Origin of the sequence: Lacrimispora sp. (assembly GCF_046972725.1) — a bacterium.
GTDB lineage: Bacteria > Bacillota > Clostridia > Lachnospirales > Lachnospiraceae > Lacrimispora.
In genome coordinates, this window is the sequence record NZ_JBKVXF010000001.1 from 1,581,413 (window position 1) to 1,593,605 (window position 12,193).

The window sequence follows — 12,193 nt, forward strand, 5'->3', positions numbered from 1 at the left end:
CTATGTGCAATCTGTTTATTATGTATTAATGTTTTATCTGATTTTTCTTTTCTAACGCCTTTTTTATTCTTGGAATCATCTTTTTTGTATAGATATAACCGCTTTCCATGCACTCTTCCATACAGCTAAAGGTCAAAAGCCCGGCATCCTTAGGAAGGGGCGGGTTTAACAGCATGACCTCTCCGCTGCTTCCGCAGTCTTTTAAATCTCTGCTCATAACAGAAAAGGAATGGTAAGCAATCTCAATGATGGACTCATCATGAGGTTTTTCATACTTCTCTCCAATATCCACTCCAAGAACTTTTGGAACTCCGGCAGCGATCAGCAAATCCACAGGAAGATTGTTGGTCACACCCCCATCCACCAGCAGAAAATTCTTCATATGCCTTGGACGGAAGATTGCCGGAACCGAGCAGCTGGACATCATGATATCACATAAGAGACCGCTTCTCTCCCATTTCACATGTTCCAGGGAAAGGGCGGATAAAGGGATCTGTTCCTGAAACAGGTTGGTAAATACCACCGTATCCCCGCTGTTAATATCCACTGCAGGAATCAAAAGGCCTTTGCATTTCCCCTGAATATCTAATTTTTTCGTCAGATCACAAAGAAAATGCTGGAAACGGTTGCCCTTTATGAGTCCGCTAAGCCTGATCTCTTTTCCTAAAATAATTTGTGGCAGGAACAATGCAATTCCGAAAATATCCGGGTCAATCAGGCTTTTTCCATGTCTGGCAAGCCACCGCACGGTATCCCTCATTTCTCCGATTTCCATACCTGATGCGTAAAGCCCTGCCACAATGCTTCCGGCACTGGCTCCTGCGATCTGATTGGGAAGAATCCCGTCTTCCTCAAGAGCTGTTAAAACTCCCACATGAGCCGCTCCCCTGGTACCTCCGCCTGCCAGTGCCAGTCCGTAATCTACCATTTTCCTTTTCCTCGCTTTTCCGCTGAGTTTCAGGAAAATTTATGCCTTGATACAGGGATTTATGCCTGACCGCTTTATATAAAGAAGAACAGTTCTTAATGTATGTTCCCCTTTAATAGAGCTGGCTTCCCAATAAGACTGTTCTTCTATTTTTTATTCTTATTTTGCATAATATGCATCAATTCCGTCTGCAATCCCTTTTGCGATCTTCTCCCGGTATTCTTCCGTGGCCATCTTCCGGTCTTCCTCCGGATTGCTCATAAAGCCCATCTCAACAATGGTAACCGGAATCTTGCACCAGTTGATACCGCTCATGGAATCAGTCTCCTGCACGCCCCGGTTCTTAAAACCGGTTCTTCCTGCGATCCCGTCCACCACGGCTTTTGAAAGGGCCAAACTTTCTCCGTAAAGAGACCCGTTATATGGATTCTTCGAGGTCTGGCACATGGTAAGGGCACCGTGAATGCTGCTGTCATTTAAGGAATTGGCATGGACCCTGACAAAGATATCCGCACCGCTTTTGTTTGCCATCCCGGCACGTTCCGCGTTGCTGATATTGACCTCATTGGTCTCCCTGATCATGTAGACCTGATAGCCCCGGTCCAAAAGCTCCTGCTTCAGCTTTAAGGAGACTGCAAGGGTAAGCTGATACTCCGGAATCCCTGTCTTAACTCCCTGGGTACCGGAAGCCACCTTGGCCTTCATCTGGGAAGAGCCGGGAGCTACAGGTTCTTTTTCAGAATTGCCCTTCGCCTGATGACCAGGATCAATGGCAATGATCTTACCTGCTTTGTTACCGGTAACAGAAGGGGCCTGGCTTTCCTTTTCCGGCTTTTCCTTTGATACATACCGGGAAGAAATATAACACACCTTGTCCTCATAAAACACCCGGCTCCAGTCACTGCTGTAACCGGTCCTTTTTAAAGAAAGGCCCTTATTAAGCTTTGTCACGATCTCCCCGTCAGAGGACGGAGACTTTCTTACATTGACCTGGTTTCCAGTCACATAAACCGTTTCATCGGTTCCCTGAAATGCAGGTGCCGGTTCCCTGATGACAGCCGCTTCATGGGAGCTGGTCTCAGCACTGCCGGAACTGTCTTCCACGGAGACAGGCGGTGTTTCCTTCTCTTCTTCCAATAAACCGCCCTTTGCCTCTTCCACCGTCGGCACATGGACCGGTTCATATTTCTTTTGACAGCCAAAAAGCATTGCTGCACAGAAAAAGACAGCAAAAAGGAGGAACCAACTTCTTTTTTTCCCTACCTCTTTCACAGTATGGTTCCTCCTCCAACAACGTAGTCGCCGTCATAAAATACGACTGCCTGTCCAGGCGTAATGGCACGCTGAGGTTCTTCAAACTTACACTCTATCACACCATCCTCCGCTTCCCTTATGGTACAACGGGCCCCTTTATGGCTGTAACGTATCTTGGCGGTTACCTGCACAGACGTTCCATGAAGCCCGTCAATCGCCATCCAGTTCACATGGCCGGCTCTTAAAGAGTCAGAGAAAACGTCTTCTCCGTTTCCAATGACAACTTCATTGGTTTCCGGACGTATCTCCACCACAAAAACAGGATGTCCCATGGACAGATTCAGCCCTTTTCTCTGTCCTACGGTATAGTGGGTAATTCCTTTGTGACGGCCGATCACCTGACCGTTTAAGTCCACAAAGTTTCCTTCCGGTGATTTTTCTCCGGCATTCTCTTCAATAAAGCCTGCATAATCGTTATCCGGAATAAAGCAGATCTCCTGACTGTCCGGCTTGTGGGCCACACGGAGACTGATCTTTTCTGCAATCTCCCTGATCTGGTCCTTGGTATAGGCACCGACCGGCATCAGAGTGCGTGATAACTGTTCCTGGGTCAAATTATACAGTGCGTATGTCTGGTCTTTTGCAGCAGTCACGGATTTCTTCAAGGCATACCTTCCGCCTGGCAGCTTTTCTATCTGGGCGTAATGACCGGTCGCGATATAATCCGCACCGATATCCAGGCTTCTCTTTAAAAGGGATTCCCATTTGACATAACGGTTGCAGGCAATGCATGGATTCGGGGTTCTTCCCTTCTGGTATTCTTCTACGAAATAATCAATGACATTTGATTTAAATTCTTCTTTAAAATTCATGACATAATAAGGAATGCCAAGATCCCAGGCGACCCGTCTGGCATCATCTACGGCACTGAGTCCGCAGCAGCCTCCGTTCTCCTCCTGGGTCCTGGTATCCTCGTCCTGCCATATCTGCATGGTAACGCCGATGACGTCGTATCCCTCTTCCTTTAATAGCCAGGCGGCCACAGAGGAATCCACGCCACCCGACATTCCTACTACTACTTTCGCTTTACTCATAGCTTCACGTTTCCACTTTCTTCCGCCGGGTAAGCAAAAGCCCGGCATCTTAATATTCTTCTTCGATTTCTTCCTCACCGATGTCAGACTTGGGTTTCTTTAACCCGTCAATCTCAATTCCGTGCTTATTTGCATAATCCCATAATGCGGCGTGAATCGCTTCCTCTGCCAGTAAGGAACAGTGTACCTTTACCGGAGGAAGTCCGTCGAGTGCCTCGCAGACAGCCTTATTGGTAACTTCCATTGCTTCTTTGACTGTCTTGCCTTTTACCATCTCTGTTGCCATACTGCTGGTTGCAACCGCAGCACCGCAGCCAAAGGTCTTAAACTTTACGTCACGGATCACCTGGTTTTCATCGATATCTAAATACATTCTCATAATATCGCCGCATTTTGCATTACCAACGGTACCCATGCCGCTTGCATTCTCTATTTCGCCTACATTTCTTGGATGTTCAAAATGATCCATTACTTTTTCTGTATACATATTCTATTTTCTCCATTTCCAGGTAATAATTTCCAACGGGTATTGATCCGCTGATGCAGATGTCTTTTTTATTTCGCCTGATGCTTGATATAATCTTCGTATAAAGGAGACATGCTGCGCAGCTTTTCTACGATCTCTTTCACGGATTCCACTACAAAATCCATCTCTTCTTTTGTATTTACCTGATCCAGGGTAAGACGAAGGGAGCCATGAGCAATCTCATGAGGAAGTCCGATGGCAAGAAGCACATGGGAAGGGTCCAGAGAACCTGAGGTGCAGGCGGAACCGCTGGAACCGCAGATTCCTTTCATATCCAGCATAATAAGAAGTGATTCTCCTTCAATAAACTGAAATGCAAAATTCACGTTGTTGGAAAGTCTGTTCTTTCTGTGGCCGTTAATTCTTGTATAAGGAACCTCTGCCATCACCCGCTCCATCAGATAATCCCGAAGCTCGGACTCTTTTTTGATTCTCTCATCCATCTCAGCCACTGCAAGCTCTACTGCCTTGCCGAAACCTACGATGCCTGGTACGTTCTCTGTTCCTGCACGGCGCTTTCTTTCCTGGCCGCCTCCGTGAATGAAGGAGCGGGATTTGATGCCGGTACGGATATAAAGAAAGCCGATGCCTTTTGGCCCATTGATCTTATGGCCGCTGGCACTGAGCATATCGATATGATAATCATCCACATTGATGGGCACATGTCCAAAAGCCTGGACTGCATCGGTGTGGAATAAAATGCCGTGTTCTTTTGCAATTTCGCCAATCTCTTTAATGGGTTCGATGGTTCCGATCTCATTATTGGCAAACATTACTGAAATAAGGATGGTATCGGGACGTATTGCCTTTTTTAACTGATCCAGCTTTACGACACCGTTCTCATCTACATCTAAATAGGTAACATCAAAACCGCGTTTTTCCAGGTACTCACAGGTGTGAAGCACCGCATGATGCTCGATCTTACTGGTTATGATGTGTTTTCCTTTTGCCGCATAAGCTTCTGCCGTAGCAATCAATGCCCAGTTATCTGACTCAGAGCCTCCTGCTGTAAAATAGATCTCATTTGATTTTGCGCCGATAGCATTAGCGATGGTTTCTCTGGCTCCTGCAACAGCCTTCTTTGAGATCCCGGAAAACTCATATACGGAAGATGGATTGCCATAGTATTCCGTAAAATACGGCAGCATGGTTTCTACGACCTCTGGACGTGTTTTGGTCGTTGCTGCGTTGTCAAGATAAATCAATTGCTTCATATTGTTAGTTCCGCCTTTCTGTAGTTCTAAAGTTAAAAGCTTCATCTACAAATTCTATTATACACACATTTCCTAGAATTTCAATAGGAATGATTCTCATTATGAATATGTCATGAAGAAAGAATCCTTTCCATATATTTATAATAATTCTCATTTTCAGGAGATTTCATGAATGATACGCTAAAGATCCCGCGAAAACTGTCTCCAACGAAATATGCCTTATTGACCGGCACCCTTCTTCTGACCTCTGCCGGACTCATTACCCGGGTGCTGGGCTTTTTTTACCGGATCTTTCTCTCCAGGACCATCGGAGCGGAGGGACTTGGAGTTTTTAATCTGATTCATCCGGTATTCGGCATCTGTTTTGCCTTATGTGCCGGTTCCATTCAAACTGCCATATCCCAGTCCGTAGCGGCTAATGTGAGAAAAGGCCGTTCCATTTTCCGGGCCGGTTTGATCATTTCAGTTGGAATTTCCATAATTCTGGCATACGGCATTATCCAGTTCAAGGATTTAATAGCCGCCAACATCCTGATGGAACCACGCTGCGCGCCTCTTCTGATCTTTGTTGCTGTCTCTGTACCGTGTTCCGCCATTCATGCCTGCATCAACGGTTACTATTATGGTATGCAGCGGCCTCAGGTTCCGGCCTTTGCACAGATCACGGAACAAAGCGTCCGGATTGGAGCCGTATTCTTAATTGCGGATATTATGATCAAATCCGGCATCACCATCACCGTACAGCTTGCCGTTATGGGCCATTTAATCGGTGAAGTCGCTTCTTCTCTTTATACAGTCACGGCTTACCGCTTTTTTCCTCCCAGGATGGCACCGGGAGTCACTCACGTTTCTTCCGGTTTTCGGCAAACGGCACCGGAGCTTATGCAGCTTGCCATGCCGCTGATGGGAAACCGTCTGGTCTTAAATATTCTTGCAAGTGCGGAAGCGATCCTCATTCCCAGCCGGCTTCAGATGTCAGGACTTACGGATTCGGCCGCCTTATCTGTTTACGGGGTTTTGACCGGAATGGCTCTGCCTTTTATTCTGTTCCCATCTACGGTTTTTAATTCACTGGCTGTTCTTTTGCTGCCTACTGTCGCGGAGGCCCAGTCAGAAGGAAATGACCGGAGAATCGGATCAGCCATTTCCATGTCTCTTCGGTATTGTCTGTATGTGGGCATCCTTTGCATCGGAATTTTTACTTTGTTCGGTGATGACCTGGGAATCAGTGTATTTAAAGACGGCTCTGCAGGCAGTTACATGACCATTCTTGCCTGGCTATGCCCTTTTATTTATCTGGTCACCACCATGGGCAGCATCTTAAACGGGCTTGGGCGGACCTCTGTAACCTTTATACAGAATGTCATCTCCATGATCATCCGCCTTTGCTTTGTGCTCTTTGGGATTCCAAGGTTTGGAATCCTGGCCTATTTAGTGGGCACTCTGGTAAGTGAGCTCCTTCTGGCCCTCATGCATGTTCTCACGTTAAAGAAAAAGGTGGAATTTACATGGAATGCATGGGATATGATCGCAAAGCCGGCAATTCTCATGTTCTTGGCAATCGGATTTTATTATGCTGCGTTTTCTGTGGCTGATCCATTTAAAGAGCTGCCCCTTTTTGTTAAAACGCTTTTCCATATCGGGATCTTAAGTATCTTCTACTTATGCCTTCTTCTTGGCGCTCATATGATGAAGAACACTTCAGATGAAAAACCATTCCGGGAATCTTAAATGCCTGACTTGACTTAATACTTCTGGCTGTTATAATTGTACAAAAGGAAAGGGCTGATTCCCATGGATGTAAAAGAAGCATGTTCTTATATTGAAATCTTTCAAAATATTTCGGAGAAGTCAACAGCCGCACTGGAAGCCTGCGGCAGCCTTCGCAGCTTTCCAAAAGGAACTCATCTCTTTTGGGATAAGGAAACGAACCACACGCTTTATATTGTCATTACCGGATTTGTATCTTTGTATAAAATCAATTCCCAGGGGGAGAGAAAGACTATTTTTCTTCTGGGAAAGGGAGATATCATCAATGAAGAGGTTCTGCAGGATATGCCCGCTTCCATTAATTGTGAGGCATTTGAACCGTCCCTGGTTCTCTGTTTTGCCGCCATGGACCTTCTGGGCATCATGCGCCAGGACTTTTCCCTGACAAAAGCCATGTTCGATTCCCTTGCCCTGAAAAACCGCCGCCTGTACCGTCAGTTAAAAAACACCTCCAATTCATTGCATGGGGAAAAGAGGATTGCCGCAAAGCTTTGGCGGCTGTCTAAGGATTACGGCATTCCCGATCAGGGCGGAACCATGATCGGTATGGATCTAAGCGTTACTTATCTGGCAGATATGCTGGGTTCCCGGCGGGAAACCGTATCCCGTCAGCTGAAGCATCTATCCGAACAGGGTCTTATCCGGGTCCGGAAGGGAAAAATCATCATTCCGGACAGGGAGGCACTGTCTGTTTTTTTTAAGTCACCGTGATACAAATCACGGTGCTTTTTTTATTTGTTGATTATACTGTTTTTGTGGGTAGTTTGATAAAAAATAAACAAAGGAGGTAATTTATGTTCCAGGAAGAATATTTCACGTTAGCAAAAGCGGCAGAAAGCAAATCAAAGTTCTTAAAGGCAAATCCATTGGGTTACTGGATTGCAGCCATGCTGGCAGGCATTTATGTGGGGTTTGGCATTCTGCTCATTTTTTCCTTAGGAGGAATGATTTCCAGTCAGCCTTACGTCAAGATCGTTATGGGTATGTCCTTTGGCATTGCCCTCAGTCTTGTTATTATGGCTGGTGCGGAACTGTTTACCGGCAACAATCTGGTCATGGCCGGAGGAATGTTTGGCGGTACCGTGAAATTGGCGGAAACAGTGAAATTATGGGTAATCTGTTTGCTTGGAAACTGGGCGGGTTCCGCTCTCCTTGCACTTATCTTCTGGGGTGCCGGACTGACGAACGGTCCTGTGGGGGAATTCATGGCCTCCGCTGCTGCGGCAAAAATGGCAATCCCTCTTGTACCTCTTTTCTTAAGAGCAATTCTCTGTAACGTCTTGGTCTGCCTTGCCATCTGGTGCGGCTTTCGCTGCAAATCAGAAAGCGGGAAGCTGATCATGGTTTTCTGGTGTCTCTTTGCTTTTATTACCAGCGGTTATGAACACAGCATTGCCAATATGACGCTGCTGACGGTGGGAATTCTAAATCCCAGCGGGGCTGCTGTTTCTATCTCCGGATATTTTTATAATATTCTGGTAGTGACCCTTGGCAATATGACCGGAGGAATCCTGTTTACTGCAGTTCCTTACTATCTCATTTCCAGAAAGAAGGAGGTATAGCATGGGGTACCTTTTAGGTCTTAATGAAATCAATGAGGTGCTTTGCCAGTGGAAAAAGGATTATGTCATCTTTGCACCAAAACGTATTCCGGATGGCGGGGCATTTTCCGATACGGACGCTATCCATTACGGCGAGATTCAGTCCATTGAGGAAATTGTCTTTGATAAAAAGTCAGACTTTTCTTTTAAAGAGATTCTTCTCCCCATCTCAGAAACCTTATTTTATTTTACGGAGGATTCGGTGAAAGAACCAGCCGCCCCTGAAAAACAGGCCATCATCTTTCTGCGAAGCTGTGATCTTCATGCGGTAAAGCGGCTGGATACCATTTATCTACATAACGGCTCTGAAGATTTCTACTATAAGCGGCTCCGGGAACGGGTGAAATTTATCCTCATGGGCTGTGAAGAGGCCTATGAAAGCTGTTTCTGCGTGGATATGGAGACGAACCGTTCAGAGGACTACCACGCTTCCGTGGACCTTTCCGGGGATGGGGTCAGGATTGACAACAAAAATCCGGAGTGGGATGAACTGCTGGCAGCCCATTGCAGACAGCAGGAGGAGGTTTCTCCTTCTTATGTCACCAGGACAGAGACCCGCGTCAATATTCCCCAGTCTCTCTCCCTGGATGTGATGAAAGCCTCTCTCTGGAATCAATACGACAGCCGCTGCATCGCCTGCGGACGCTGCAATTTCGTGTGTCCTACCTGCACCTGCTTTACCATGCAGGATATTTTCTATACGGATAACGGCAAGGCAGGAGAACGCCGCAGAGTATGGGCTTCCTGTATGACAGACGGTTTTACGGATGTGGCCGGAGGCGGCAGCTATCGGAAGAACAACGGACAGCGCATGCGCTTTAAGGTGCTCCACAAGGTGTACGATTATAAGAAGCGCAATGGAATTCCCATGTGTGTGGGCTGCGGCCGGTGCGATGATGTATGCCCGGAGTATATTTCCTTTTCCCACTGCATCAATCAGCTGGAGGATGCGATGAAGGAGGTAAATGAACATGAATCATAACGAGTATCTTCCTTTCCGGTCTGAGATCAAAGAGGTGATCCGGCATACGGACATTGAGTATACGTTCCGCATGGCCTATCATGGAGCGGTAAAACCGGGTCAGTTTTTTGAGGTTTCCATTCCAAAGTATGGAGAGGCTCCGATTTCAGTCAGCGGCATCCGGGACGATTCGGTAGACTTAACCATCCGCCGGGTGGGAAAAGTAACCGGGGAAATCTTTGAACGGTATCAGGGCGACAGTCTGTTTTTAAGAGGCCCTTACGGCAATGGTTTTGACATAGAGAATTTTAAGGAAAAAGAACTTGTCATTATCGCCGGGGGAACCGGACTTTCTCCGGTCAAGGCTGTGGTGGACTATTTTTCCAGCCATATGAAGGAAACAAAAGGGCTGACTCTCATCGCCGGCTTTAAATCGCCTAAGGATATTCTTTTTCTGGAGGATTTCGGCAGATGGAAACAGACAATGGAAGTCATACTGACCGTAGACTGTGCAGATGATGACACCGCCTGCCAGATCGGACTGGTCACACAGTATATTCCTGAATTAAAACTTAAAAATAAAGAAGAGGCCACTGCAATCGTGGTGGGACCTCCTGCCATGATGCGCTTTACCACCCAGGGACTTTTGGATATCGGACTTAAGGAAGAAAATATCTGGATCTCACATGAGCGGAAAATGTGCTGCGGAATCGGCAAATGCGGACACTGTAAAATTGATGACACTTATGTGTGCCTGGACGGCCCTGTCTTTCCATTTACCAAAGGCCGCAAACTCTTGGACTAGAAAGGGGAACGTCTTATGGACTTTAACACGAAGGAACTGAAAAAAAATGCATTCCGGATTACCAAACACCGGGGGATTACTGCTTCCCGGATCCGGATTCCCGGCGGTCATCTGGATGCCAGATTTCTGCCCATGATACAGAATATTGCAGAAACCTATGGAAACGGAACCGTACACATTACTTCCAGACAGGGCTTTGAGATCCCTGGAATTCCATTTGCTGATATTCCAAAGGTCAACGCCCTTCTCCAGCCAATTATTGAAGGCCTTGACATTAACCAGGGGGAAAAGGGGCAGGGCTACAGTGCTTCTGGAACGCGTAATATTACCGCATGTATCGGCAATAACGTCTGTCCTTATGCCTGTTATGATACAGCCTCTCTGGCTAAAAAAATCGAAAAAGCGGTTTTCCCTAACAATCTTCACTTTAAAATCGCACTTACGGGCTGTCCCAATGACTGTGCCAAGGTTCGGATGCATGATTTTGGGATTATGGGCATGACTCTCCCCCACTATGATGCAGACCGCTGTGTAAACTGTGGTGCCTGCGTAAAGGCATGCAAACGCAAATCAACAGGTGCTCTTACATCGGTCAACTGCAAAGTGGCCCGCAACCATGAAACCTGCATCGGCTGCGGGGAATGTGTGCTTGCCTGTCCGACCCGCGCCTGGACCAGAAGCCGTGAGAAATATTACCGCCTCACACTTCTTGGCCGTACCGGCAAGAAAAATCCCCGCCTTGGAGAGGATTTTATAAAATGGGTGGATGAGGACAGCATCTTAAAGATCATTCTCAATACTTATGATTATGTGGAAAAATACATTGATCTCACCGCACCGGGCGGAAAAGAACATATCGGTTATATTGTGGACCGGACGGGCTTTGAAGAATTTTACCGGTGGGCCATGAAGGAAGTTTCCCTGCCGGAAGCAGCGAAGGTCTATAAGCCCCTTTACTGGAGCGGGATCAAATATTAGTCCAATAGCTTCAGAAACTGGCAGGAACTCTTCTCAGGAGATTCCTGCCGAAAGAAACTCCCTCCTTTATTCTGTCATAGCTTTATTACACAGGGAACAGTTTGCACAGTCGGATGGACTGCAGTGCATTCCCGGCCGTGCAAAGGGTTCCAGAGTAAACCCGCACAATCCCAAATCATACCTGTCATTTTCAATCATTACTTCCCCTGACTCCGGAAAAAATTTCACCGGAATGCCGGACACGGCAAGCAGCTCATCATAAAGAGGATGGGGCTTCACATGCGGAGAATATTTTTTCAAACCCCCGTCATCTGTCTGAACGTAGATGGAGTGGTCACAGGTGATCAGGGCCTTTATCTCTCCGCTTTCCGTAAAGGCAAGAGAATTGCTGTCTGCATTGATTCCAATCTGATCTGGATCATAGGCTGCAATATTTCCGATGGGAGTCGGCACAATGACCGGCTTTGACGGCTCCACGGATTTCAGGCTTCCCGACTCATAAAGAGAGATGCCCACTTTCGTTTCTATAATTCCCGCCGGGGTCCGTATGACAGCCGTTTCTCCCGGAAACAGGGTAATACTTTTGATATCACCGCTTTCATAAAAGCATATCCCATTGATCATTGCCCGGAATTCGGAAAATTCCAAGTCAAAAGTAAGCGGAATATTTAATTTTCTTTCATCCTCTTCTGTCCAGAATCCGCTTATCTGTCCATCCAAAACAAATACCCTGTGCAGTGCTCCTCCCGGATAGAATTTCACTGATTCTGCCGGCAGTTCCCCGATCGGAGTTGTGATTTCCTGCTGTTCTTCCAGTGCCACGCTGATTACCATTCCCTGTCTGTCGAACTCAATGGAAGGCTTATTCTTTCTTCTGGTATTCTCCGTATAGGCGGGAACCAGTTCTCCTACCTGAGTGATAATCATATTTTTTTCAGAAAGCTTTACTCCATACAGCTCTCCGTTTGGATGGCAGGAGAAGGATTCCACTCCTCCAAGAATTCCAAAGGGAGTCTGCAGCTTTTTATCCTCTAAAACCATATAATTTTGCATTTCATTACC

12 protein-coding genes are annotated in these 12,193 nt (G+C 46.7%); 6 read left to right on the forward strand and 6 right to left on the reverse strand.

What is annotated here, in order from left to right:
- Positions 1-25 precede the first annotated feature (25 nt).
- From ACLTWA_RS07560 to nifS, 5 genes are all read right to left on the reverse strand, one after another.
- The gene (locus ACLTWA_RS07560) at positions 26-928 is read right to left on the reverse strand and encodes a patatin-like phospholipase family protein (RefSeq protein WP_412327004.1); all 903 of its coding nucleotides are present in this window, start codon (positions 926-928) and stop codon (positions 26-28) included.
- 159 nt (positions 929-1,087) lie between these two features.
- Complete coding sequence (locus ACLTWA_RS07565) at positions 1,088-2,200, reverse strand: N-acetylmuramoyl-L-alanine amidase (protein ID WP_412327005.1); 1,113 nt, start codon at positions 2,198-2,200, stop codon at positions 1,088-1,090.
- The gene (gene mnmA / locus ACLTWA_RS07570; protein ID WP_412327006.1) at positions 2,197-3,276 is read right to left on the reverse strand and encodes a tRNA 2-thiouridine(34) synthase MnmA; all 1,080 of its coding nucleotides are present in this window, start codon (positions 3,274-3,276) and stop codon (positions 2,197-2,199) included. Before mnmA ends, ACLTWA_RS07565 begins: the two co-directional genes overlap by 4 nt.
- A 49-nt stretch (positions 3,277-3,325) precedes the next feature.
- A complete protein-coding gene (gene nifU, locus ACLTWA_RS07575; RefSeq protein ID WP_412327007.1) occupies positions 3,326-3,763 on the reverse strand; it encodes a Fe-S cluster assembly scaffold protein NifU in 438 nt (145 codons plus the stop codon).
- Positions 3,764-3,831: 68 nt separating this feature from the next.
- Positions 3,832-5,016 carry a cysteine desulfurase NifS gene (gene nifS, locus ACLTWA_RS07580; protein WP_412327008.1) on the reverse strand — a complete coding sequence of 395 codons (1,185 nt, stop codon included), beginning with the start codon at positions 5,014-5,016 and terminating at the stop codon, positions 3,832-3,834.
- A 168-nt stretch (positions 5,017-5,184) separates the two neighbouring features.
- On the opposite strand from nifS, the gene ACLTWA_RS07585 reads away from it, so the two are divergent.
- The 6 genes from ACLTWA_RS07585 to asrC all read left to right on the forward strand — a co-directional run bounded on the left by ACLTWA_RS07585 (position 5,185) and on the right by asrC (position 11,131).
- Positions 5,185-6,747 (forward strand): oligosaccharide flippase family protein, encoded by a 1,563-nt coding sequence (locus ACLTWA_RS07585; RefSeq protein ID WP_412327010.1) that lies wholly within the window; start codon positions 5,185-5,187, stop codon positions 6,745-6,747.
- A 63-nt stretch (positions 6,748-6,810) separates the two neighbouring features.
- Entirely contained in the window at positions 6,811-7,497 is a 687-nt protein-coding gene (locus ACLTWA_RS07590; protein WP_412327011.1) for a Crp/Fnr family transcriptional regulator, read from the forward strand.
- A gap of 83 nt (positions 7,498-7,580) precedes the next feature.
- Positions 7,581-8,348, forward strand: coding sequence for a formate/nitrite transporter family protein (locus tag ACLTWA_RS07595; protein ID WP_412327012.1), 768 nt, complete (start codon positions 7,581-7,583; stop codon positions 8,346-8,348).
- A gap of 1 nt (position 8,349) precedes the next feature.
- Positions 8,350-9,369, forward strand: coding sequence for an anaerobic sulfite reductase subunit AsrA (gene asrA / locus ACLTWA_RS07600; RefSeq protein WP_412327013.1), 1,020 nt, complete (start codon positions 8,350-8,352; stop codon positions 9,367-9,369).
- Complete coding sequence (gene asrB / locus ACLTWA_RS07605; protein WP_412327014.1) at positions 9,359-10,153, forward strand: anaerobic sulfite reductase subunit AsrB; 795 nt, start codon at positions 9,359-9,361, stop codon at positions 10,151-10,153. The genes asrA and asrB overlap by 11 nt, the downstream gene beginning before the upstream one ends.
- A 15-nt stretch (positions 10,154-10,168) precedes the next feature.
- Complete coding sequence (gene asrC / locus ACLTWA_RS07610) at positions 10,169-11,131, forward strand: sulfite reductase subunit C (protein WP_412327015.1); 963 nt, start codon at positions 10,169-10,171, stop codon at positions 11,129-11,131.
- A 66-nt stretch (positions 11,132-11,197) separates the two neighbouring features.
- On the opposite strand, the gene ACLTWA_RS07615 is transcribed toward asrC, so the two are convergent.
- Positions 11,198-12,184, reverse strand: coding sequence for a hypothetical protein (locus ACLTWA_RS07615; RefSeq protein WP_412327016.1), 987 nt, complete (start codon positions 12,182-12,184; stop codon positions 11,198-11,200).
- Positions 12,185-12,193: the final 9 nt, after the last annotated feature.